General features: G+C 42.6%; 20 protein-coding genes. 10 read left to right on the top strand and 10 right to left on the bottom strand.

Going from position 1 to position 25451, the window contains the following annotated elements:
- Positions 1-19: 19 nt before the first annotated feature.
- Positions 20-6199 (bottom strand): cobaltochelatase subunit CobN, encoded by a 6180-nt coding sequence (locus WOA13_RS02550; RefSeq protein WP_342126430.1) that lies wholly within the window; start codon positions 6197-6199, stop codon positions 20-22.
- Between the two features lie 561 nt (positions 6200-6760).
- Here WOA13_RS02550 and WOA13_RS02545 point away from each other — a divergent pair.
- The 7 genes from WOA13_RS02545 to WOA13_RS02515 all read left to right on the top strand — a co-directional run bounded on the left by WOA13_RS02545 (position 6761) and on the right by WOA13_RS02515 (position 14225).
- Positions 6761-7987: an NAD(P)/FAD-dependent oxidoreductase gene (locus WOA13_RS02545; RefSeq protein WP_342126429.1), complete on the top strand. Its 1227-nt coding sequence runs from the start codon at positions 6761-6763 to the stop codon at positions 7985-7987.
- A gap of 11 nt (positions 7988-7998) precedes the next feature.
- Positions 7999-9105: a 60S ribosomal export protein NMD3 gene (locus tag WOA13_RS02540; protein ID WP_342126428.1), complete on the top strand. Its 1107-nt coding sequence runs from the start codon at positions 7999-8001 to the stop codon at positions 9103-9105.
- The gene (locus tag WOA13_RS02535) at positions 9089-10270 is read left to right on the top strand and encodes an ATP-grasp domain-containing protein (protein ID WP_342126427.1); all 1182 of its coding nucleotides are present in this window, start codon (positions 9089-9091) and stop codon (positions 10268-10270) included. The genes WOA13_RS02540 and WOA13_RS02535 overlap by 17 nt, the downstream gene beginning before the upstream one ends.
- Positions 10271-10436: 166 nt before the next feature.
- Positions 10437-10934 carry a transcription factor gene (locus WOA13_RS02530; RefSeq protein ID WP_342126426.1) on the top strand — a complete coding sequence of 166 codons (498 nt, stop codon included), beginning with the start codon at positions 10437-10439 and terminating at the stop codon, positions 10932-10934.
- A gap of 2 nt (positions 10935-10936) precedes the next feature.
- Entirely contained in the window at positions 10937-11443 is a 507-nt protein-coding gene (locus WOA13_RS02525; protein ID WP_342126425.1) for a TIGR00295 family protein, read from the top strand.
- Positions 11444-11576: 133 nt separating this feature from the next.
- Positions 11577-12209 (top strand): archaeal proteasome endopeptidase complex subunit beta, encoded by a 633-nt coding sequence (psmB, locus tag WOA13_RS02520; protein ID WP_342126424.1) that lies wholly within the window; start codon positions 11577-11579, stop codon positions 12207-12209.
- A 105-nt stretch (positions 12210-12314) separates the two neighbouring features.
- A complete protein-coding gene (locus WOA13_RS02515; RefSeq protein WP_342126423.1) occupies positions 12315-14225 on the top strand; it encodes a beta-CASP ribonuclease aCPSF1 in 1911 nt (636 codons plus the stop codon).
- 117 nt (positions 14226-14342) lie between these two features.
- Here the strand turns inward: WOA13_RS02515 and WOA13_RS02510 are convergent, their stop codons facing one another.
- Positions 14343-14996 carry an HAD family hydrolase gene (locus WOA13_RS02510; RefSeq protein WP_342126422.1) on the bottom strand — a complete coding sequence of 218 codons (654 nt, stop codon included), beginning with the start codon at positions 14994-14996 and terminating at the stop codon, positions 14343-14345.
- Between the two features lie 126 nt (positions 14997-15122).
- On the opposite strand from WOA13_RS02510, the gene WOA13_RS02505 reads away from it, so the two are divergent.
- Entirely contained in the window at positions 15123-15248 is a 126-nt protein-coding gene (locus tag WOA13_RS02505; RefSeq protein WP_342126421.1) for a hypothetical protein, read from the top strand.
- The gene (locus WOA13_RS02500; protein ID WP_342126420.1) at positions 15245-15457 is read left to right on the top strand and encodes a MoaD/ThiS family protein; all 213 of its coding nucleotides are present in this window, start codon (positions 15245-15247) and stop codon (positions 15455-15457) included. Before WOA13_RS02505 ends, WOA13_RS02500 begins: the two co-directional genes overlap by 4 nt.
- A 327-nt stretch (positions 15458-15784) precedes the next feature.
- Here WOA13_RS02500 and WOA13_RS02495 read toward each other — a convergent pair whose 3' ends face one another.
- From WOA13_RS02495 to WOA13_RS02475, 5 genes are all read right to left on the bottom strand, one after another.
- Complete coding sequence (locus WOA13_RS02495) at positions 15785-16159, bottom strand: MreA family transcriptional regulator (protein WP_342126419.1); 375 nt, start codon at positions 16157-16159, stop codon at positions 15785-15787.
- A gap of 210 nt (positions 16160-16369) precedes the next feature.
- The gene (locus WOA13_RS02490) at positions 16370-17506 is read right to left on the bottom strand and encodes a DUF2117 family protein (RefSeq protein ID WP_342126418.1); all 1137 of its coding nucleotides are present in this window, start codon (positions 17504-17506) and stop codon (positions 16370-16372) included.
- Between the two features lie 434 nt (positions 17507-17940).
- Positions 17941-19527 (bottom strand): sodium:solute symporter family protein, encoded by a 1587-nt coding sequence (locus WOA13_RS02485; protein WP_342126417.1) that lies wholly within the window; start codon positions 19525-19527, stop codon positions 17941-17943.
- Complete coding sequence (locus WOA13_RS02480; RefSeq protein ID WP_342126416.1) at positions 19527-19643, bottom strand: symporter small accessory protein; 117 nt, start codon at positions 19641-19643, stop codon at positions 19527-19529. The genes WOA13_RS02485 and WOA13_RS02480 overlap by 1 nt, the downstream gene beginning before the upstream one ends.
- A 248-nt stretch (positions 19644-19891) precedes the next feature.
- Entirely contained in the window at positions 19892-20716 is an 825-nt protein-coding gene (locus WOA13_RS02475; protein ID WP_342126415.1) for a molybdopterin synthase, read from the bottom strand.
- 188 nt (positions 20717-20904) lie between these two features.
- Here WOA13_RS02475 and radC point away from each other — a divergent pair, with 188 nt between their 5' ends.
- Entirely contained in the window at positions 20905-21594 is a 690-nt protein-coding gene (radC, locus tag WOA13_RS02470; protein WP_342126414.1) for a RadC family protein, read from the top strand.
- A 132-nt stretch (positions 21595-21726) separates the two neighbouring features.
- Here the strand turns inward: radC and uvrA are convergent, their stop codons facing one another.
- The 3 genes from uvrA to WOA13_RS02455 all read right to left on the bottom strand — a co-directional run bounded on the left by uvrA (position 21727) and on the right by WOA13_RS02455 (position 25275).
- A complete protein-coding gene (uvrA, locus tag WOA13_RS02465; RefSeq protein ID WP_342126413.1) occupies positions 21727-24249 on the bottom strand; it encodes an excinuclease ABC subunit UvrA in 2523 nt (840 codons plus the stop codon).
- Positions 24250-24260: 11 nt separating this feature from the next.
- Positions 24261-24785: a dihydrofolate reductase family protein gene (locus WOA13_RS02460; protein ID WP_342126412.1), complete on the bottom strand. Its 525-nt coding sequence runs from the start codon at positions 24783-24785 to the stop codon at positions 24261-24263.
- Between the two features lie 61 nt (positions 24786-24846).
- Complete coding sequence (locus WOA13_RS02455; protein WP_342126411.1) at positions 24847-25275, bottom strand: MarR family winged helix-turn-helix transcriptional regulator; 429 nt, start codon at positions 25273-25275, stop codon at positions 24847-24849.
- Positions 25276-25451: the final 176 nt, after the last annotated feature.

The following is a 25451-nucleotide window of genomic DNA, read 5'->3' as shown; positions in this document are numbered from 1 at the left end:
GATGCCATCTATTTTATTTTTAGAGTCTTTGCCTGCGGAATCCGTAGATGATAGTTCCTACAGCAATGAGAACAACTGCTGTAGCAACAACATCGGATCCTGAGAATCCACTTGTTGATGCCTTCTCTTCAGAAGTTGTTTCCTTTGTCATCTCATATCCTTCCACATAGTTGTCATCCACTGTTGCAGGTGCCTGTTCTGTGGCAGTACCATAACCCTTAGCATCAGTTTCTGTGGTTGTGCTTGTACTATTGACAATGTTTGCAGAAGGTGTGTTCGAACTACTGCTTCTTGAGGTTTCAGGATAGCGATGTGTTGCATCCTGCATCAACTCAGTATATTTGTCAATGGTTTCCGGTGAAACAACACCAGGTACTGACATTACGCCCTGAACATAATTATCGAACATAATGTTTCCACATGTATGATGACAACATGTGACGCCATTCTCGACCATTGATTCAGCGTATCTTTTAACAAGGTCTTTGAGCACTTCATCCGATGCATCCCAGTATCCTTTACGAATTGCCTCGATCATCCTTGCTTCCATTGACTGCTCTGCCCAGGGGTTTTCGGCTTCGTACCACTCATTCAGTCCGAGGTCGTATTTGTCTTCCATGTAGATGTTATACATTTCGTTCCACATGTCATCTGTAACCTCGTCCGGAAGCATTACGTTAAGCCCCCAGAAGTCCTCAAGCATACGATCAAGCTCACTGGCACCGACATAATCGTGTTGCATCATGCCTTCGATCCATGTAGGGTTCCAGTATGTGGAGCGTAGATCCCTTGCAAGGAAAGCACCAAGTGTTTCTGTCATTGCCTGGTTTGGATCTTTAAGGTTCACAATGAACATGTCTGGAGTGTCGCCAGAGACATTCCTGACTGCCATTCCAAAACCACCAAAGAACTCGTAGGTGTGGTCAAAGACCACACTGCTGCTTCCACGACCGGAATTACCACTTCTACTGAACAAAACAGCCTCAGTGTCTGCAAGTGCATTCTTGAATACTTCAGTATCCTTGAAAGCCCAGACATTGTCACCATAGGCGTAACTCATAGAGTTGATGTAAAGGTTTGCAAGTTTCTCTTCCTCGGTCCAGCTTCCACTTGCATCAACTGCATTGGTTAGGCCACCGATACCCCAGCTTCCATCGTCCGGTCCAAATATCCTGCACATTGAAAGATCGCTGGCTTCGGATGGGCCGTAGTTACCTGTTGCCATAAGTGCATCATAGATCGTATCTGAATGTTCTTTGACGTAGTTGTCATTGATGCCTTCTGCATCTGCTGCAAGTCTTACTGCCCTGTCCATAAGTTGGATCTGCCATTTCCAGTTGTCACGATAGACACCTGTTGTCGTGACAACTACATCGATCCTTGGTCTGCCAAGTTCGTCTTCTGGAATGAGCTTAACTCCTTCTACCTTGCCGGATGAACTATAGTCTGGTTCAACACCCAGCAGATACATTATTTCAGCTTCCATGACTCCTTTATGTCTCATGGATTCAGAGGACCACATAACAAATCCGACTTTCTCAGGATATTCTCCACCATTGTTTGCCTTCCATTCTTCCAGGAAGTCATCAACGAGCTGCTTGCCCATAATCCAAGATTCCTTTGTTGGAACAATGTTCGGGTTGAATGCGAAGAAGTTCTTTCCTGTAGGAAGTACTTCATCAGGGCTTCTTGTAGGATCATCGCCCAATGCTGGTGGTATATACTTTCCATCAAGGGCATTGATCATACTGTCGAGTTCAGCAGTCGTAGATGCTTTTAATGCGTCTGAGTATCCCACTGCACCGTAGAGATCATTTACAACGGTTAGTTGCTCATCAGTGAGACGCCTGATGATCACAACATCACAGTCCGGTTCAACTGCGGATGATTCGTTTGAAGTGGTGGTACCGGAAACTTCACCAAGCAAGGACCTGACATTCTGTGCGTTAGTATTGTCTACTAACATTGAAAGACTAAGGACATTTGTATCACCTTCAAATATTTCTGCATCTTTTGTATCAAAGTACCACTTTCCACTCATTGTACTTTGGTAGATTGAAGATACAACGTATTCCCCATCAGGCAGGTTTGTGAAAGTATAATTTCCGTCATCACCGGTGACATACATATCTATTGCTTTACCGTCTGCTTGTAATACTACTTTAGAATTTGATCTGGGCTTGAGGTCACCGCTCATTCCCGGATAACAAACCTGTCCGGATATTGTACCAATACCGGCTTCATCTTCTGGAACATTCTCAACCATTTCCAGGACATATTCAAGTTCTGGATTTGAGGTTCCGGTTATGTTCTTTGAAAGATTAATACCAATCTCAGGGACAACATTACCATTTTCAATCGTTACATATTCTTTTCCGGTTAACCATCCATCTGAAACTTCTTTAAACGCATAGACTGTGTACTTTCCATCCTTTACAAATTGAAGATCATACACTCCGGATCCATTGGATGTTGTATCTGCATAATATTGTCCGGATGTATAGTCGATACCAAACTGTTCAATCACAACATTCATTGGTTCAGTTCCATTGACCAAAACATCAGCCAGCAATGTGTCAAGAATATTCGGAGAGTGCGCAGGGTCTAAATCGTCAGGATCTTCACAGAGTCCTGTTGCATTGACATGTTCCCTAAAGTCATTTCCAAGCATTGATTTTACCATTGCAATGAGTCCTTCATCGCTCATATCCTCACCAAGTATGTGAAGACCATAAGGCATGTATGAAGCTGAGATCTCGTGCAGATAGTCGTGTACCGGGCCATAAAGGATGAAATTGTCGAATGTTTCATTTTCCATGGCATAGAGTTCATCGGATGAATTTCCGAGTTCATGCTCAAGGTTTAGATCTTCATAGTGACTAATTATAGATTCCTTATATTCTTGCTTGAGAGAACCTTCGGCCTCTTCATAATTATGCATTGCATCATGAAGCTGGGTCAGGTTTCCATAAAGTCCTGAATTGATCACTGGTGCAGTAAGGTGGTCCACCATCACTGCATTACCTCTTCTCTTTGCGGTAATACCTTCTCCGACACCACCAACATCATAGAGGTAAACCACAGGCATGTCCTGTATCAGGAGAGCTGGCCAGCATTCCTTTACAGAGAGTCCTACTCCTTTACCTTCCAGCCATTCCTGTGTACCGTGTCTTCCGAAATGGACGACTGCATCGGTATCAAATCCACCTTCAGCCTGTTCCTTGTTCAACCACAGGTAGAATGCTATGTAGTTGTGCGATGGAGGTACTGATTGGTCGTGATAGAGCATTGTATCATTTGTTGTAAGACCACGTGTTGGTTGTGGTGCAATGAGTACGTTTCCAACCTCTATCTTTGGGAATACGAAGTACTGGCCGGATTCATTTTCATAGACCATACCCTGGCCCGGAGCTTCTCCCCATGTATCAATCACACTTTGGCGTGCAGCAGGTTCAAGTTCATTGAACCATTCCTGATATGTTTCCACAGGCAGAAGTTCAACTTCATAGTTCTCGACCATGTATTCAAGTTCACCCGGAGCCCAGACGCCGATATTTCTTCCCTGCTGGAGTACAAGTTCAAGGAATTCAGACCTGTTTAGGTTCATTCCATCTAAATCATAACCTGCTTCATCCATTGCGCTTAAAAAGTTAGGGATACTCGGTGCAACATCGAGATTTGCAGCTACCAAGGCACCCTGTTTACCGTGGTTATAGTAAATTATGGCAACTCTCTTATCTTCTTCTTTGATTGTTTGCAGATCCATCCAGCGTACGGTACGGTCTACCATCCATTCCATCTGGTAATCAATTGGTTGGAATGTCCAGGCATCCATCTCCTCATTATATTCTTTTCCTCCGATGACTATGGACTCGATCTCACCACCGATTTCCATGATAGGAATCTGGTACTGGAACCTTCCATCCTGACCACTTACGGATTCTTCCCATTCTGTGATAGTACCCTGATATTGTATACCGTTGATAACTGGCACGTTCATTTCCTGAAGTGCTTCAGTTTGCCATACGGAAGATGACATGCTTGATACGCCCATTCCCACATCAATAAATGCATTGACCTTCCATTCATTGTCAGCTTTGAAGTATGATTCAGCATCACTCATGTCATAAATTACACCCGGTCGGAATGCAGGTATGACGTTAATTCCTCTTGATTCCAGTTCATCTATAAGTGCTTCAGTAACACCATCACACAGGTCTCCATCATGTCCTGCAAAGAATGTTATACCTACTGTGTAATTCTCAGGATTGTAGACATGATGTTTTCCATCATCATCAGAATACCATTCCAGATAAGATTCCAGATCTTCGAATATTTCATATCCTGCATCCGGGTTAACAATGCCATTTGTTGGCGTCATTGATGGTTCTTCGATTCTGATTGATCCAGTATAATTTGTGAAAGGTTCTGATAGATCAACTACTGAAAGGTATGTGATCAGACGCACGATGTTGTTGTCATACTGTTCCATCCAATAGTCTTCAAGATATGTATGTTCGGTATGATTCACATAATTGATGTTGCTGAAATCCTCAAGGTCATAATTGTGGTCATATACAAATGTTCCCGGATTTGTCTCATTGATCATATCCTGTACTTGTGGTTTGAGATTTGCACCCAGGAAACTCATACCTCCTTTCCAGGTGATGAAAACAACGTCATATTTGCTCATGTCGATGCTATCATTGAATGGTGTATAGATGATCTCAACCCTGTTCTCACGGTAGCTGTCATAAACATCAACATAATCTTCCATGCCCATGTCTTTTACAGCCTGCTTTGTCATATAGGCCTCTTCAGCACCAAGGACAAGGAATAGTATGCTCTTTGTCTTATTTGCTTCTGGAAGATTGCTGGTAATCAGGTTGATTTTCCTATCAATGTCACTTCCTGCTGGATTAGTTGCTGTAAGTTTTACATTGAAAAACCCAACACTATCATAGGTGTGTACAGGACTTTCTTCTGTAGAAGTGAAACCGTCGCCGAAATCCCAGAACCAAGAAGTAGCATTTTCGGATAGATCATTGAACTGGACGGTTAGTGGACAATCTCCGTATGTTGTATCAACTGAAAAATTAGCAACTGGAGTCGAATATGCTCTTTTTTCTTTAAGAAGAATGACAGTTGTATTATTGATTATAGTATTGGTGTATTTTCCTTTCTTTAATGTAGTACCAGAAATTTCGTTTCTTTCAAGAAGTCCAAGAACTGCATCGACATCTACTGATGTATCTCTACTGCTTACAACAGGATCTACAACTACATCAGAACCTGAAACTTCCACATTACTTGTATTAGTGTACCATACATAGGTCTTGCTCATGGAGGAATACAGATAATTGAGAGAAGCTAATGTGTAATTTCCATTAGGAATTTCACTGAAACTAAAATCACCATTTACATCGCTGGTAGTATTAGCAACAAAGTCTCCTGTATCTGTCATTAAGATAAGATTTGTATCATTAATTATAGTATTGGAGTATTTTCCTTTCTTTAATGTGGTACCAGAAATTTCGTTTCTGTCAAGAAGTCCAAGAACTGCATCGACATCTACTGATGTATCTCTACTGCTTACAACAGGATCTACAACTACATCAGAACCTGAAACCTCCACATTGCTTGTATTAGTGTACCATACATAGGTCTTGCTCATGGAGGAATACAGATAATTGAGAGAAGCTAATGTATATTTTCCATTGGGAATTTCACTGAAACTAAAATTACCATTTACATCGCTGGTAGTATTAGCAACAAAGTCTCCTGTATCTGTCATCAAAACAAGATTTGTATCATTAATTACAGTATTGGTGTATTTTCCTTTCTTTAATGTGGTACCAGAAATTTCGTTTCTGTCAAAAAGTCCAAGAACTGCATCGACATCTACCGATGTATCAAGCCTGCTTATTAGAGGATCTACAACTACGTCAGAACCTGAAACCCCTAAATTGCTTGTATTAGTGTACCATACGTAGGTTTTTGTCATTGGTGAATAGAGGTTATTGAGGGATACAATAGTATATTCCCCATTTGGAACGTCAATAAAACAAAAATTTCCGTACTCATCACTCGTCGTATTCGCAACGACTTCCATATTGTCATAACTTCCTGCCGATACCACTGGCATTGCAATTGCCAGCAACAAAAGTATACTTAAAGCTAATATGCTATATTTTTTCATTATACATACCACCAATAATGCAGCGCATTCTGTCAATTCTTTTATCCGTACTTGTGAAGCGGTTATCTAAAAACGAACTGTATGTATGTAATCAAACTAGTTCATAGAATATCAAATAATGCAATTTTATTCTTTTTCAACACCAATTGATTGTTTTAGACAAACTTATGTTCTGTATATTCAAATAAGTACACAAAATTATAGTATATAAATTTGCTGAATATACAAGTTATGTTGCTTTTAAAACTAATGATTATCTGAGATCAAGTGCTTTTTGATTGCGTTTTTTTTTAAAAAAATCAACAAAATAAAAAAAACTTATTAAATATTTTAAAATAATTTAGCTTATTTAGAATATATTTGATTAATTTTGTACTTGTTAAAATACTAAAAAAATATACAATCTCTTTTATTCGTATTGTGATTTTGCGAATGACTTAATAGAACTTAAAAACCAATTCCTTCTCACCATTTCACTACAATATTGTTAAATAAAATAAATCTGTTCTATCATCGTTCCTGATCTGTAGAAATAACGATCAGGAGCTCTGGAGAAATATTATGAAAGACCGGTATGATGTGATCGTTGTAGGAGCCGGACCGGCTGGTTCGATAGCAGCAACCACTGCTGCAAGAAAAGGACTTTCCGTTCTTCTTGTTGAGAAGCGACAGGAGATAGGTGCACCTATTAGGTGTGCCGAAGGTGTAAGCAAACTTCGTCTTCAACAGCACATTGAACCGGATGAGAAATGGATCTGCTCTGAAGTTAATGGTGCACACATCATAGCTCCCAATGGTATTACCATTACGATGTCCGAGGAGAATGCCGGCTCAGAGGTTGGTTATGTCCTTGACAGGAAGGTCTTTGACCGTGCACTTGCAGAGCAAAGTGCAGAAGCCGGGGCTGAAGTACTTGTAAAGGCAAGGGTGACCGGGCTTATCATTGAGAATGGCACTGTATGCGGTGTAAAACTGATGTATCATGGTGAGGTGCATACAATTCGCTCCAGCATTGTCATTGGTGCAGACGGAGTTGAATCCAAAGTTGGCAGGTGGGCAGGTATCGATACTTCCCTGAAACTTTCACAGATCGAAACATGTGCACAGTTCCTTGTAAGTGGCTCAGGTATAGATCAGAATTTCTGTTATTTTTACATTGGAAATGAGGTTGCACCTGCGGGATATGTCTGGTTGTTCCCAAAAGGTAACGATCTCGCCAATGTTGGTATCGGCATACTCGGGAACCGCTCCGGCAGCAGGAGATCGATTGAACTGCTGACTGATTTTTTGGAGAAGAACATACCTGAAGGCAGGATCATTGAACGTGTGGCTGGTGCAGTTCCTGCAAGTGGTCCTATTGAAAAGACTATTGCAAATGGTTTGATGCTTGTAGGTGATGCTGCAAGACAATCCGATCCCTTTACAGGAGGCGGCATCAGTAATGCTATGGATGCTGGAATGATGGCAGCAGAGGTTGCAGCAAAAGCGATCGCTGCAGGCGATGTCTCCGAGAAGATGCTTCAGGAATATGAAACATGCTGGCGCGAGACCATCGGAAATGATATCAGGAACAGCCTGATCGTGAATGACACGTTCTTCAATCTATCGGATGAGGACCTGAACTGTCTTGCTGAATCTGTTAAAGACGTGGATTTCGACAAGATGGATTTCATAGTGCTTGTCTCTGCTTTGTTCAAGAGCAACAAGAAGCTTCTCTGGAACCTGAGGCCATTGTTCACCCAGAAGCTGAAGCAGAAGTTTTCTGCAAAGGGTATTTTCAAAAAATGAAGTTTTTTGTGATGGACAAAAGACTAATATCCATCTACTTACCATTCACACACCTGATGAGCCTTACATTATGCCCGAAATGCGGGGCAGAGACCAAAAGACTCTACAAAAACGTTTGTAGGAAATGCTTTTTAGAGAATTTCACATTAGCCGTGCTTCCGCTTGTTCTTCATACAAGGATATGTTCCAGGTGCAACGCACGTTTTGACCGCAATAAATGGCGGGATGAAGGCGATCTTGAGGATATCGTGATCAGGACCGTTGAGGATGAACTCTTTGTCCACGGGGAAGCCGATGATGTTGATATCGTCATGGATCCCCGGGAGCTTACTCCACACCTCTACAAAGTTAAAGTAGAGATCGATGCCATGGTCGAGGGAGAACCATTGCATCAGGAACTTGTAACAGAGGTTCGCATAATACGTGAGGCATGTGACAGGTGCAGTCGTATGTCAGGCGGATACTTTGAGGCTATTCTGCAGATAAGGGCAGCTAACAGGATAGTAACTCCTGAAGAGATCGATGCCTGCAAACTTATCTGTGCCGATATGGTTGAAAAACTATGGAAAAAGGGAGATCGATTCGCTTTTATTACTGATTGTATCGACTCAAAGGACGGAGCTGATATCTACCTTGGTTCTGCAAATGCAGGGCGGCAGATCTGCAAGGCCGTTGTCTCGGAAATTGGCGGGACCTTTTCAGAATCTCCTACACTTTATGGTCATAAGGACGGAAAAGACCTTTACAGGATCACTTTCTCCATGAGACTCCCCGAGTTCATGCCGGGTGATATCATTCTCTATAAAGGCAGTGTCATAGAGATCCGCAACTCCGGGAAGAATTCCAAAGGAATCTACCTTGGAACAGGTGCCAGGTTCCTGATAGAGACCGAGAAACTGGATGGTGCTATACGCATAGCCAACAGGGATGATGCGGTTGGTGCTGTTCTTGTAGCTGTGGAAGGCGATGATATCATGGTTCTGGACCCGACGACCTACCAGACGATAACGCTAAAGAAACCCATGTTCTTCTCATCCGAAGCAGGTGATGAAATCCCGGTTATCAGTACCGAGCAGGGACTTTTTGCCTTGCCGGAGGACAGTGCACACAGGTTATAAGGAGGCCACACTTCTGGAGAACGTTCTTGTTTTGGGATACAGTAGCAGGAACATAGCCTGCTCGGCCACTCGGGCCGGTTACAATGTCTATGCCATCGATGCTTTCTGTGACATGGACCTGAATGAAAATACGGTTGCGTGCCAGTCCCTTCTTACGGATGAGGATATTGATATCAAGGATATAGACAGGAAGACCATCCTGGAGCTGATCGACAACTTCGACGTCTATCCCGATGCTATCGTTCTTGGTTCCGGTTTTGAGGAGCTTGATCTTAGTGACCAGTCCTGCAGGATACTGAACAATAGTCCTGATGTCATGAAGAGGGCATCTGATAAATCATCGCTTGCAAAAGAACTCGGATCCCTGGGAATCCCTCATCCTCTTTCAGTTAATGTGGATGAAGCTGCTGAGATCGGCTACCCCCTGATGGTGAAGCCAAAGTGTGCAGGAGGAGGTCGCCTGAACAGGGTCGCATATAATGAGGATGACCTGAATGCTATTCTTGAAGAGCTACCTGTGATCGATCCGACATTGTCTTCCGCGGATATCATGGTGCAGGAATTCCTTTACGGTTTCCCTGCAAGTGTATCGCTGATAGCTGACGGTTCCAGTGCAGTTCCTATCGCAGCCAACGAACAGCTCATCGGAATTCCCTGGTTATCGGGCCTGCCCTTTGCTTATTGCGGGAATATAACTCCCTACAGGACGCCTTATACTAAACAGATGTATGAGATCTCCGAAAGGATAGCATCCGAGTTCGGTCTTGTTGGTTCCAACGGAGTAGATTTCCTGCTTACTGATTCTGGCCCTGTGGTGATCGAAGTGAATGCCAGGTTGCAGGGCAGTCTGGACAGTGTGGAAATGGCTACCGGCCTGAACCTCTTTGATCTTCATGTGAAGGCCTTTGACGGTATCCTTCCGGAAAAAGTCCCGCAGATCGATCAGTATGCCATCAGGGCAGTGGTATATGCAGATGATGAAATAACTGTGGATAGCTCCTTTTATGAAAAGATGAGCGATGAGCCTATTGCTGATATTCCTGCAGGGGGATACCGGGCTCTTCCGGATGATCCGATCACTTCAGTGCTGGCCACCGGTAAGACCCGGGAAGATGTAATGGAAAAGGTGATCAATGTAACCCGCATGATAAGGGAACTTCATTGACCGCTATGACAGGTTCCCGAGAGCCCTCTGTGGATTAGCTATAAATAATAAAATACACAAGAGTCCTACTCCTGATATAATATCTATTTATACGATCTATTTACAAACACTACCTACTTACAAAAGTATCTAATTATAAACACTATCTTACTTGCAAGGTGATATATTGACAGATTTAAATGATCCAGTCGTCCGGGGATATCTTATACAATTGATGGGTGAAGAAGGGCTTGAGATGATAGAGAAGATGCCTGAGGGTGAGGTCACTGACGAGCAGATCGCCGAAGCTACCGGTGTCATGCTCAACATTGTCAGAAGGACACTTTTCATCATGAATGAGAACAAGCTCGCTATCTGCAGGAGGGAGCGCGATTCGAGCAGCGGATGGCTGACCTACCTGTGGCAGCTGGATCTCAGTGATATCGAATCACATCTTGCAAAGGAAAAGAAGAAGCTTGTGAAGAACCTCCAGATGCGTCTTGATTTCGAAGAAGATAATGTGTTCTACACATGTCCTGAAGGCTGTGTGAGATTTGAATTCAACGATGCCAGCGAATGTGAGTTCCTCTGTCCTGTATGTGGTGAGGACCTTATGTTCGAGGATAATTCCCTCATGGTTGATAAACTCTCAAAACGTCTTGATGAGCTAAAAGCAAACAATTGAACATGATAACAACTTCCGATGCCCTGAAATTGCTTAAGGAAGCAGGTTGTGCGGCCAACGTAATAAGGCATTGTCAGGTAGTTTCGCAGATCGCTGTGGAGATAGCTGCTGCACAAAGGGATTCCGGGAAGGACGTTGATCTTGAAATTGTAGAACTGGGTGCACTTCTCCATGATATTGGCAGGTCCCGTACTCATGGAATAAGACATGCACTTGAAGGTGTATCGGTTGCAGAAGAGCTTGGGTTGGACCCCCGGCTTGTACTAATTATAAGAAATCATATCGGAGCAGGAATAAGCCGGCAGGAGGCCTTACTTCTTGGTCTGCCTGAGGACGATTATCTTCCTGTCAGCATTGAAGAGAAGATCGTATGTCATGCTGACAACCTTGTAATGGGGGAAGAAAGAGTGAATATTTCAAAGTGCATTCAAAGGATGAAGGACAGGGGTATGAGCAATGAGGCCATAACCCGGGTCCGGGATCTTGCGGATGAAGTAGGTATCGTTTGATCTCTATGTTGCTATTTCAAAGATCACCATGGATAAATTTATATATTAAAATCACTAAACAGATGTTGTATTGCGGGAAGCAAACACATTTTTACCTATTGATTTTCTCGTTTTTTACTATGAGGTATAATTAATGGATAATGATAAGCATTTAAAAGGCACAACTACTGTAGGTATAGTGTGCTCTGATGGAGTAGTTCTTGCTACTGAACAGAGAGCAACTATGGGCAACTTTATCGCAAGCAAGACTGCAAAGAAGATCTACCAGATCGATGATCTTGTGGGAATGACCACAGCAGGTTCTGTAGGCGATGCACAGCAGATCGTCCGTGTCATTAGTGTAGAATCCAAACTTTTCAAGATGAGGAGGCAGGAGTCTGTTACGATCAAAGGTATTGCAACACTTCTCTCCAACCTGTTAAGTGGTCAGAGATATTATCCACTTATGGTTCAGTTACTCATAGGCGGATTTGACAAGAACGGACCTGCAGTCTATTCACTGGATGCTCTTGGTGGAAAGATCGAAGAGACCAAGGCGGTTGCAACAGGTTCAGGTTCTCCGATGGCCTATGGTGTCCTTGAGGACCGTTACAAAGATGACATGAACGTAGAAGAAGGAGTCGACCTTGCAATACGCGCTCTTCATAATGCAATGAAGAGAGATTCCGCTTCCGGTGAAGGTATTGATGTTGTTGTGATCACAAAGGACAAATATGAAAGACTTGATCAGGAAGAGGTAAAAAAGAAACGTGAAACCCTAAACTGATCCTATGAAGATCATGCCCTCTCTTAGGGTTTTTGATCTTATCTTACCACATTTTTTTAAAAAATTTAACATTTTTTGACTTTTTTCAAATAGGAAGGCTGTTTAATGGCAATAGAAGATGTACTATCTGACCTAAAAAAGAAAATAGAAGAGAAGGTCCCTGATGGAACTACTATTACAAGTGTTGAGTTCGAGGGGCCCCAGCTTGTTGTTTATACCGAGGATCCGAAACAATTTGCAGACAATGGTCATGTTGTAAGGAACCTTGCAAAAGCTCTTCGGACAAGGATAGTCGTTCGTCCGGACCCAAAGGTGTTAGTTTCCCCTGAGGAAGCTATCGATAAGATAAAAGATACCGTTCCAAAAGATTCTGTTCTCTCTAATTTTCACTTCGATCCTGATGTGGGCGAAGTGGTCATTGAAGCGGAAAAACCCGGACTTGTGATAGGCAAGCATGGGGAAACACTTCGCGAGATCACAAAGAAGATCGGCTGGACACCAAAGGTTGTCCGCACACCCCCTATCAAATCCCGTACCGTCAATAACATCAGGGAGTTTATGCGAACCAACCACAAGGAGCGCAAAGACATCCTTAAGACCGTCGGACGTAATATTCACCGGGAATGCACCTCCAAAGACAAATGGGTGAGGGTCACATCACTGGGAGGCTGTAAAGAGGTCGGAAGAAGCTGCTTCCTTTTATCAACACCCGAATCAAAGGTAATGATCGATTGTGGAGTGAACGTCGGTTCTGACGACAATATGACTCCGTATCTTTATCTGCCTGAGGTACAGCCACTTAACCAGATCGATGCTGTGGTACTTACACACGCCCACCTTGATCACCAGGGACTTGTGCCTCTTCTTTACAAATATGGCTATGAAGGTCCAATTTACTGCACATCCCCTACAAGGGATATGATGGTGCTTCTGCAGCTTGACTATATTGATGTTGCTGCAAAGGACGGTAAAAGGATACCTTACGAGTCTGCAGATGTGCGTGAAGGACTCAAGCACACCATTGCACTCGATTTTGAAGAAGTTACGGACATTGCACCTGACATAAAGCTTACATTCCACAATGCAGGCCACATCATCGGTTCTGCAATTTCACACTTCCATATTGGCGACGGACTTCACAATGTTGTCATAACCGGTGATTACAAGTACGGTCCTACAAGGCTCTTTGACCCTGCTGTCAATAAGTTCCCACGTGTTGAGACCGTTATAACCGAGTCGACATATGGTGCTTCCAGTGCAACGCAGCCATCCCTTAAGGAAGCTGAGAAGAACCTCCAGCAGATCGTCAAGAAGACAATTGCCAATAATGGTATCGTACTGATCCCTGCGTTTGCTGTAGGTAGAAGCCAGGAAGTAATGATAGTTCTTGAGGACGCTATCAGGAAAGGAATAATCGATGATATTCCGGTCTACCTCGATGGTATGATTTGGGAAGCTACAGCGATACACGCGACCTATCCGGAATACCTGAACAATAACCTCAGGAAGCTTATTTTCCAGAAGGGACAGAACCCGTTCCTTGCAGACTGTTTCAAGCCGGTAGATTCCAATGACCTTCGAAAGAAGATCATCAATGATCCACATCCATGTGTTATCCTTTCAACCTCCGGTATGATGAATGCAGGTCCTGTCATGGAATACTTCAAGGCATTTGCACCTGATCCTAACAACACTCTTGTGTTTGTCGGTTACCAGGCAGATGGTACTCTTGGAAGGCGTATCCAGAAAGGCTGGAAAGAGATCCCTATCTCAACCAGGAACGGAACTGATGTCGTCCAGATGAACATGGGCGTTGAAGTTGTCGATGGTTTCTCAGGACACTCCGACAGGAAACAGCTGATGGACTTCTTTAAGAAGATGAGGCCACAGCCGGAACGTGTCTTCACAGAGCACGGTGATGAACGCTCCTGCATCGACCTTGCAAGTTCACTGCATAAGAAATACCGTCTTGAGACAAGGGCACTTACAAACCTTGAGACTGTAAGACTTGTTTAAAGCGGTTATTATCAAAGAATTAACTGTGGGATAAGCTGTGAAAGTATCTGCCATGGTCACCCTCTTAGGGACCATGTCAGGGACTTGATAACACTATCTCGCATACTACTTTTTAACTCATTGATCGAGCGGTTCCAGACCTTCCAGGAAGGACATCAAAGGAGCATGCTCAGGGAATATTCTGTCTGCCCTGCTTAGCTTTTCAGAATCAACATAAGTTGAAACTGCCACGCAGCAGAGATCGGCATTCTTTGCTGAATCCACTCCCAGAGGTGCATTCTCGATCACAAGGCAGTTCTCTTTTTTCACTCCAAGTATTTCGATAGCTTTCAGGTATGGTTCAGGATCCGGTTTTCCATTTGTCACATCGGCACCGGAAATTATCACTTCGAAGATATCCGGATAGAACTCGTTTAGCATACTATCCACTATGGGACGATCAGAACCGGAGACCACGGCAAGGTGGAAGTTTTCTTTCAGTCTTTTCAGCAGATCGTACATTCCTTCAAAAGGGGAGATGTTCCTCTTTCTTAAGAAAAGCTCACGTTTGCGTACCCGAAGCTTTTCTATTATTTCAGGGTCAGCTTTGCGATCGGCTCTCTCGAAGATCAGGTTGATGACACCTACGTGATTGGACCCTTCAATATCATAAATGTCCTGTCTGACTATGTCAATGCCAACTTCGGAGAATGTACGCACCCAGGCATCAGCGTGACAGGGCATGGAATCCATGAGAACGCCATCTGCATCAAAGATCAGTGAATTGAACATAGTTTCCAATTCAAACTGATATGAGATAAACATTGCCTGCCCTTCCTGCAAATAACAGGTATATATAGCCTTCTTCGAAAGGATTAATAACTATACGAACCCAGTTAATTAATGAGGTGAAAATGTATGTCAAAGTACCATAAACGCGAGTCAGAACGTAAGGGTGAAAAGAAGATCGAAATTCTGGAAGACAAATTAATACACGAAAACCTCGAAGATCTCAAGGGAGAAGGCGGTGAACTACTAGATTGAGTCCGCAAGTAGAAGTAAAGATATATCCTGAGAGTCCTGATGGCCAGATCATGGATGTTCCCGAAGGTTCTACCTATGAGGATCTTCTGGAAACACTTGATATTAATCAGGAGATAGTTATTTTATTGAACAACGGTCAGGCTGTTCCCGTCGATGGAACAGTCGAACCCGGCACACTAACGATCCTTAAGGCGATATCAGGCGGTTGATCCGGGTTTGGATCTGTCCTGATCGCTAAATTTCTTTAATTAATTCTTGTATTCGATGTTTATAGCTTATACTTATGCCGGATGTTTATAGCCTGATCTTATTGACTTATAATTTGTCTACAACTGATTTCTAAAATATCTGTCCAGAATAGCTGTTACAATTTAGTATGAGCTATCATGGTTACTAGCCAGAACAGTGAGCTCTACTCCTTTAAAGAAACAGTTCTATTGTTTTAAAGCACAATAGCAGAGCTGCTTTGAAACTTTCTGCTTACTATCAACAAATAAGCCTTGCAAAAGAACCCGGATAAAAAATTCCGGGTATTCTTATGTTGAAAGACTTTTGAGTTTGTTGATTATAAGCATCCTTGCTTCATTCTCTTCATGGATCTTTTGTTCATAATGTTTGATGATCTTCTCAAAAGGCGTTGTTAAAGAATAGATCTTTGTAGGCCTTCCTTTGCCGGTCACCTTTTTATTATGGACCGAGATCCACGAGTGCTCTCTCATTGCTCTCATTGCCACACTGACTTCGGGCTGACGAAGACCGGTGTTCATCTCTATCTCCTGTGATGAGGCTTCTTTCACATTCGATAGATATGCAATGGTCGTTGCAAGATTTCTTGTCATTCCCAGACTTTTGAGTGACTCAACGATTTCCTCGCTGGACTCATCTGATTGCTTTCCACCAAAGCTGATCATGTCCATCACCGTACCAAATACTATAGAGTATTTTCTACCCCCAATTAAAGATTGTTAATTATTATATTTAAACTGTGTGTGACGAAATCGGAAAATATGAATATATTTATATATATTATAAATTAATGGAGATTTCAGGCAAGACTAATAATTGGATTATGAACTTTAACAGCAAGAGCACCTTCAACAGACATATAGTAAACAATCATTTCAGTAAACAATCAGTGACACCAGTTTTTCCCCGATAATTTCCTGGACACTATTTTTCATTTCCTCAAAATTATTAAATTTTGTCCGGTCTTTCTCATTGAACAGTTCTTTCTTTATGATCTTTCCAATGACATCATCCCATCCCGGGTCAAGCTGCATGACGATTGATCCCGGATAGAAATGTACAGTATGTGAGAAACCATCCGGATCGCCGTCTGTGATTCCAATTACGGGGATGTGTAACCTGTAAAGAATGTCTGCAGCTATTGCGGTAGTGTCATCTCCAACAGTGATCGCACAGTTGCAGCCTTCGGCCAGTTCAATGGTTCGCTCTGCAATATGGTCTATCAAAGCTGTCATGCATGATGAATTGCTTTCATGTATCATTGTGTGGCATTTTCCCGGACGAATGCCGGGACCCTGGCTCTGTGTGCGTCTTATGGCACCTGTCTTGACCCAGGCTGTCCTGATATCAAGTGGTTCCCTTGCTTCATACATGTGCAGTTTCTCAAGACCGTGCTCTTTTATGATGCCACCTTCGAGTCCTGTCACAAAACCGTTTTCCACTACAATTGACACGTCTTCGGATGTGGCTTTGCCAATAACGAATCCATCTATCATTATAAGCTCGTCCGGGTGGACCCCATGGATCTTCCTGAATGTCTTTGTACCTTCTGTTGAGATACGAACATCCCCGTGGTCATATCCTTCATTGAACGGCATCCTGAGAAGGTCTCCAATTCGTTTTGCAAGATCCTGTCCTTTGTCGTTCCAGTAGACAATACATCCGTCATCACAGCCCGGGCTTTCTATCTGGATCAGGGGAATACTGTTCCTGTCCGTCAGCCTGGACATTACAATGCTGCCAAATTCAAGCCCGTTCTCTGCTGTCTTCCCGTGATTTAGCAGGCAGACAGCATCACAGGTATCAAGAAGGGAATCTATTGCAGCACTGGGCTTCAGGCTTTCATTGATATCTATGAGATCTTCCATGTGTGCATCAATGACAGCGATCTTTCCCATGGCACCGCCAAGTTTTGCAGTGACGTCGCCAAATCTGGAGAACAGCTCAAGTATCAGCTTTGCATGACCGGAATCGATCACTTCAGGCCCATGGATCACGACACCGAAATTCATAGTTATACTTTTGTTCTGGACCTTATTTCTGGTTTTCGATGTTGCCGAAAAAGACAAAATCAATACATTTATATTCGATGTAATCGAACTTTAATTAGGCAAAAGTCGAAATAATTATTATTAATACATATACATCCCCTCTAAGCTTCCGTCATAGGCTTTTGCCTTTCATCTTATTCTGATATTCTATTCTAATATCCGGCTTTTCAGGATAGCTCTGGCTATTTATTTTGTTATTTTCTTCGGTTTCACAATAAAGACTTTCATAATAATGGATCTCAAAACAAATGCTTCAGGATAAAGCCTTTCAGCTCTTTGTCTTAAAACATCCTTCTTCCGGAAAAAGAGAAAATTAAAAAAGATGTGGACCTTAAGATCCACATAATTCAGCATTTGTTAACTTTCGTTTTGGTCAACTATCCTGTCTGTTATCTTTATTTTTTGTAGCAGGTCGCAAGATGTTCCTCCGATGGAGGCTCTGTCATAAGGCTGACCACAATGGCCACAATTGCTGAAAGCGGGGTGGCTACCAGTATCGGGTCCACAACTACCCAGGTGCCTGTCAGGATCGTATCCACACCGAATAGTGCCTGTGAGATTCCCAGTGGTACAGCCTCCTTTGCGTGGACGAATGTCAGCCAGAACAGGCTGCTGAACGTACCGACCAGAAGGCTTGCAATAGCTCCCTGACGTGTCATCCTCTTCCAGAAAAGAGCACCTGCATACATGGGCAGGAAGGCTGCCGCACAAATTCCGAAGAATATTGCTGTTGCTCTTGCAATGATGCTGATAGGCAGGATGTATGCGAGTATTACACTTGCAATAATGGTAACGAAAATTCCCACTCTTGTCATAGTCACTGTCTGTCCTGCATTGCCTTTCATAAGGTACTCGCGGTAGAAGTCATGACCGATGGCACTTCCCATTGTGTGATACTGTGAGCTCATGGTTGACATTGCTGCTGCAAGCAGGGTAACCATAAAGATGATCACGAACAGGTCAGGCATGGCGTTGTTGATGTATTCAGGAATGATAAGATCCTGGTTTCCGCCGGCTGCAGCGATGGATATCAGGCCATCTGTCTGGAAGAAATATACGTTGGAAAGTGAACCGACGACAAAAGCGACACCTGTCATCATGAGGATGAAAGGTCCACCCACAAACACTGCCCTGTTGAGTGATTTCTTGCTGTTCACTGTCATGAAACGCACTGCAAGCTGTGGTTGTGCAAGCACACCGATTCCCACACCAAGCACCAGTGTTGAAACAAGTGTCCACCAGATAGGCGAGCCGAACGCGGGCATGGAGGTCCAACCGGTATGTCCTCCTGCAACCAGGCTATCGGGTACAAGAGTTACCATATTGGTAAGTGCCATGTGAGCTTCAGTAATACCTCCGAGCTTAATGTATGTAAGAGCCAGCAGAATTGCCATACCAATGAACATCAGACCTCCCTGCAGGGCATCTGTGTACATGACAGCAAGTAATCCGCCTGTAATTACATAAGCTGCAACAATGATCGCAAGGATAAGAACTGCAATATCATAGTTAATACCCAGTGTGGTTTCCACAAATCGTGCTCCACCGATCAGGACAATTCCTGCATAAAGTGGCATGAACAAACCTATCACTGCTCCGGAAAAACCCTGTATGAAGCGGGATTGGTATCTCTTTCCCAGAAGCTCAGGGAAAGTGACTGCCTTAAGGTTAACTCCCATGCTCCTGGTTCGTGATCCGAAGAGAACAAAAGCAATGAATATTCCTACAACTATATTCATTACAGCGAGCCACAATAGTCCCATTCCCAGGACAGCGGCAGCACCGCCAAACCCTACGATCGCCGAGGTACTGATGAACGCAGCACCGTAAGAGAGGGCCAGAATGACAGGATGCACGTTCCTTCCTGCCAACATGTAGTCATCAACTTCCTTGGTACGCTTGTATGCGATCCATCCGCACCAGAAAACGACCATCAGGTAAATAAGTACAACAACTCCGAGGAGGGGGGTACTGACTGCCATTAGTATTCTTCCTCCTCTTCATTCCATTTTAAAAGACCATATACCATACAACCAAGAGCGCTTACAATGCAAAGAACGTAGGCGATCCAGATCTGCGGGTCATCTATTCCTAACATAATTGTCACCACGTGTTTTTTAGAAAAGTGTGTAAATCATGTCAATCGTTAACACGAGTCATACTTTAATGTTTCGTCTGAACTAAGTATATTATGGAAGTTATTGGACACATTTTTACATCAATGTGCAGAATTATACGGCACTCGCTGTAAGATGAAGTTGTATAAGTAGAAAATGGTCTAGAAAGCGGGAATTATAATTAATTTACATGTAAAATATGTGTGAATGCGCTGAACTGCAGGACAGTTCAGGCATGGTCATGTACCCAGAAGTTACCGTCAACGGTGATCTCTTTCTTCCAGATCGGTACTTCTGACTTAACTCTCTCAAGTGTCTCGGCAAGTGCCGGGAATAGCTGCTGCCTGTGGCCTGCTGCCACAACGATGTACACGATATCTTCCAGAGGCTTTATAGTACCGACCTTGTGGTGTATCAGCACATCAATAATGCCTTCCTGCTGCATGATCTCTTCACGTATCTTCTGGATACTTGCATCAGCAGCCGTTTTGTAACTCTCAAACTCGAGCTGACTGGTCCTGAACTCCTCATTGTCCACACGGACTATACCGGTAAAACTTCCTATACCGCCTACCTTCTCGATTCCGGGAGTTTCTTTAATCTGCTTGAGAAGCAGGTCCAGTGTCACATGGTCTGGTTGCTCTTTGATAATGTCCACAAGTTCCCCAAGGTCCCAGTCAGATCTTGCAGGAAGCTTCGCAACCACATTCAGGACACCCTCTTCCATGTCTCCCAGTACTATTTTCGCAATAGGCTTGTCCTTTGCACCCTCGATCACAGCAAAATCCATGCCTGCATCTGCAAGAGCATCGATGGCCTTCTCAACAGAAGGGTCACGCTGGATGGTAACAAGTTCGCTGTTTGTGACTGCTGTGACCATGTCAGCACCGGCATCGAAATGCTTGCCAGTGTCTGCATTCGGATTGTCCAGCCGGTGGTCGGTCATCATCTTGGCCGTTCCCACACGCCCGTGCTTTGAAAGTTCCTGTACCAGTTTTGTAACAAGGGTGGTCTTTCCTGTGTTCTTGTAGCCTATTACTGAGATGACTTTCATGGTCTTTCTGTATTTTCAGCTCAGTATATAAGGACGTTGGATTAGAAGAGTTGAAGGGAATGGGTGATGAAAATAAGACGAAAACTGGCAATGTATAGTAAAGCGAAATATGATGTTCCTTATAAAAATATAATCCAACAACTTAAATTTCGACTGGTTTATATTAATCTACACTATTATTGCCATCCATGCCTGACCACAAAGTGCGAATACATGATATGCCTGAAGAGGAACGTCCCAGGGAACGCCTGCTAAAACACGGTCCTGGTTCTCTGTCCAATGCAGAACTATTATCGATCATCCTCCGTACAGGCTCAAAGGATGAGAACGTACTGCACATGTGCTCACGCATCCTTTCTGAATACAACCTGAAGCAGCTCAGTCAGGCAAACATCAGCCAGCTCACAAAGATACGCGGTGTCGGTCCTGCAAAGGCCACGCAGATAGCTGCTGTCTTTGAGCTTGCAAGAAAGCTGGAGATCTTCATTGACGACCCGAAAAGGAAGATAAGGTCTGCCGGAGATGTCTATTCTTTACTTTATTCTAAACACAGGGAGGTCAAGAAAGAGGTACTCACTGCTCTTTATCTTGATACCAAGAACCAGATACTGCGCGAAGAGGTGGTGTCCATTGGCAGCCTGAACGCGAACATTGTACACCCTCGCGAGGTATTCAAGTCTGCACTGATGGAGTCCTCGGCATCGGTCATATTAACACACAACCACCCATCCGGTGATCCTGCACCAAGCAGGGAGGATATCGCTGTTACTGAAAAGCTTGTTGAGGGTGGGAAGATCCTCGGGATCAATGTGCTTGATCATGTGATCATTGGGGATGGGAGATATGTCAGTTTGAAAGAGGAAGGTTTCATTAGTTGATCGATGTCTATTTTTCTTTTATTTGCTGACCATATCAAAAATTGAAACTTTATGCTTTATCAACTAAATTAAAAAGAAATAATATAGAATCTAATTGAATTCCTTGTATCAATTATATCTGAGACTTTGCCCTTAATTCAGAAAGGACTTTAGATATTTACCCGTATAGGATGCTTCACATTCCATTATATCCATAGGCGTTCCTTCAAAAATAATCTGACCTCCATCACTTCCACCTTGAGGGCCCAAATCAATGATCCAATCGGCATTGGATACCATTTCTAAAGAGTGTTCAATAATTAGAACTGTATTCCCTTCTCTAACAATTCTCTTGAGTAACCTGATTAATTTGTCAATATCACGTGGATGTAATCCTGATGTTGGTTCATCTAATAAGAACAACGTATTCTCATCACTAGTTTTTCCCAACTCTTTGGATAGTTTTATCCTTTGGCACTCTCCTCCGGATAATGTACTTGTTGATTGTCCTAATTCTAAATATCCAAGTCCGACTTCTTTAAGCGTCATTAACTTATTATGAATAGCTGGTTTAGATTTGAATATCTCAATATTTTCATCAATTGATCTGTTCAAAATATCCGAGATGCTGTATCCTTTATATTTAACTTGTAATACGTCTTTCTTGAACCTCTTACCATGACAAACCGGACAAGGAACATCAGTATCCGGGAGAAAATGCATGTCTAAGTTGATCACTCCCAGCCCGAAACATTTCTCACATCTTCCACCTTTTATATTGAAGGAGAAGTGCTTTTTATGCAAGTTTCTCTTTTTTGCATCATCCAGTCCTGAAAAAAGTGTTCTGATCGGTGTGAAAATATCGGTGTAAGTAGCTACATTTGATCTTGAAGCTCTTCCTATTGGTTTTTGATCAACTTTAATAACCCTGCTAATTTTTCCAAGTCCATCTATCTTTTCACACTTTACTTTTTCCTTCATGATCCAGTTATTCAGAACATCAAAAACCAACGTTGATTTACCAGAACCGGAAACTCCTGTGAAACAGACTAATTCCTTTAATGGAATGAAAACATCTACATTCTTTAAGTTATGCTCGTAAGCGTTAAAAATACTTATTTTATCTCTTACTGATGCTTTATTTTCATTCACTAACCTGTTCTTTGCATTTAAATAGTTACCAGTAATTGAAGTCGGATTATTTTTAATCTCTTCAGGTGTTCCTTCTGCTATAATTTGACCTCCTTCAATACCCGACTCAGGACCAAAATCAATCACATGATCAGCTTCTTTTATGAAATCAAGGTCATGCTCTATAACAAGTACTGTATTACCAAGATCCCTTAATTTCTTCAAAGAATGAATTAGTTTATCCACGTCCTTTGGATGAAGTCCGGTGGTTGGTTCATCTAAAACATATAACACGCCAGTTAACCCAGAATCCAGTAGGGAGGCCAGCCTTAGTCTTTGAGCTTCTCCTCCGGATAACGTTGTCATGGCTCTGCCAATTGTCAGGTAATCTAATCCGATGTTCACTAAACCCAGGATTCTTTTTCTTATATCGAAAAGTACTGGTTTTGCGATGATCAGACTTTCTTCAGTTAAGTTCGCAGGTATGCTATCTGTCCACTCCAGAAGCTCTTTAATCGTATAGTTCGATAATTCAACAATAGATCTGTTGTTCAGTGTTACTTCCCTGCTTTCCTTACGAAGGCGAGTTCCTTCACAGTCACTACATTCCTGCATCTTAAAGCAGGCTCCTATCTTTTTGTTGGAGATGCCTTTCTGGATATTGTCAGCAGATTTCTTTTTCATGAAGGTAATTATGCCTTCAAATTTACCATCCATGACCCTTTTCGGAGTTTTCTTGTCTGGATAAAGTTTCTTGAACTCTTCACTTTCAACTCCATGATAAAAGACCAATCGTTCAATTTCATTGAAATCTTTTACTGGTTTTGAAGCATCCAGCTTTATTCCATAGTGTTTCCCTGCCGTTTCAAACACCTTGGAATAATGTTCTCCAAAGATATCTCCCCATAACTTTACAGCACCTTCTTTTATTGACAGGTTCTTATCTAAAATAGGTGTCAAGTCAATTGTACTAACTACACCTAAACCTGAACAGGTTGGACAAAATCCATCTGGTTTGTTAAAGGAAAAGCTAGCCATTTTCAATTTTGGGAGCTTTGTATGACAGTTGTTACATGCAACAAACTCTCCATCCTGGAAATCCTCATCAGAGTGCTGATCATCCAGATCTTCAATCTCAACCTCGAAGTCCGAATCATCCTGAAATACTGGTTTTACAATATGACCACAGTTTGGGCATGGTCTTTCCCCTAACTTTGCATATAATACTCTCAAATAAGTGAGTATTTCTGTTGATGTTCCTACGGTTGATCTGGGACTTCTGTTTGTTAACCTCTGGCTAATGGCAATAGAAGGTGACAATCCTATGATCTCATCAACTTTTGGTTTACTCATGCCATCGGTAACCAATCCCATTGATTCCATATACTGCCGCTGACACTCTCTTTGCAATATATCCATGGCAAAAGTCGACTTCCCAGAACCAGATGGACCAGCTAAAACAACCAGTTTATTCTTAGGTATCTTAGCTGACACATTCTTTAGATTGTGCTCTTTTGCTCCTTTTATCTCAATGAATTGGTCCATAGGAATACCGCTTACCTTTTTGCATAGTGGAGCATTGCTATTCCGTTCACAGCTTCAGTCTTTAACAGTTTCAGCTTGATCTCGGGATTGTTGTCTTTGAAAAGAGCGATGCCTCCTCCCAGGACACATGGTATAACAGAAATGAAGTATTCATCGATCAGATTTTTCTTAATGAATTCATCAATGACCCCTGCACCGCCTATTAACCAGATGTCTTTCCCATCCTCTTTCTTTAGTTTCCCGATGAGATCCTCTACATTTTCATCAGTAAATTCAACATCTTCGTTGTTGTCCCTTTTTTCGGATGTGTAAACGTATCCTCTGGTTCCCTTGTACGGATATTCCCCAAAAGTAAGTATTTGGTCGTATGTCTTCCGACCCATGATCACTGTATCAATGGAGCCGTAGAATTCATCATAACCAATATCCGCATCAGGTTCAGAGCCATCACCTTCCAGCCAGTCAACATCACCGTTCTTTCGTGCGATGTAGCCATCCATACTCATTGCAATATACAAAATAACATTTCTGCTCATCTTTTTCACCTTTGAGTTTTTATCCGACCTCATACCCTTTCAACTGTCAGTCCCCTGTAACTTACGATTTAGTTTCCTCTTCGAGTCCCTGTGAGATCCTTTCCCACAAATTTGCGAATAGCTTGAAGTCGTCATCACCCAGTATTTCCTCTATCTTTCTGAAGAACTGTTGATCTGCAGAATCAAGAACCTCAAGAACCTCTTTTCCAGTATCGGAAATGCATAGGTGGGAAACACGCCTGTCCTTCGTAGATTCACGGATATCAACAAGTCCCATCTCCTGGAGTTTTTTGACCGCATTGCTTACAGCAGGTTTTGATACTCTAACGCTGCTTGCCAGTTCTGACATGGTTGGGTCACCTAGCGTTTTGATCTGAGTGAGGTACAGGTATAATCTTGCACTCAGGTCCCTGCGATTGTCAATTTTCCCATCATTGACGATCTTGTTGTAGTATATGCTAACATTTTCAAAGGATAGTTGATCAGGCATAATAGTTAATTAAGTTAATTAATTATATACTTGTTGGGAATTGCGCTTTACCTGAAAGATCAATAAGATCAGGGATCTGTGGCTTTAACTGGAAATTTATGCTTCGAATCAAAAAATACCTTATTTCCTGTTATAAAGCAGCTATTTAACAAAACTTTTAAACCATTGCCTGTAAT

Source organism: Methanococcoides sp. LMO-2, assembly GCF_038432375.1.
In the GTDB taxonomy this organism is placed as follows: Archaea; Halobacteriota; Methanosarcinia; order Methanosarcinales; family Methanosarcinaceae; genus Methanococcoides; species Methanococcoides cohabitans.
The sequence above is the reverse complement of the archived record's forward strand: the minus strand, read 5'-3'. Positions and strand labels throughout refer to the sequence as shown.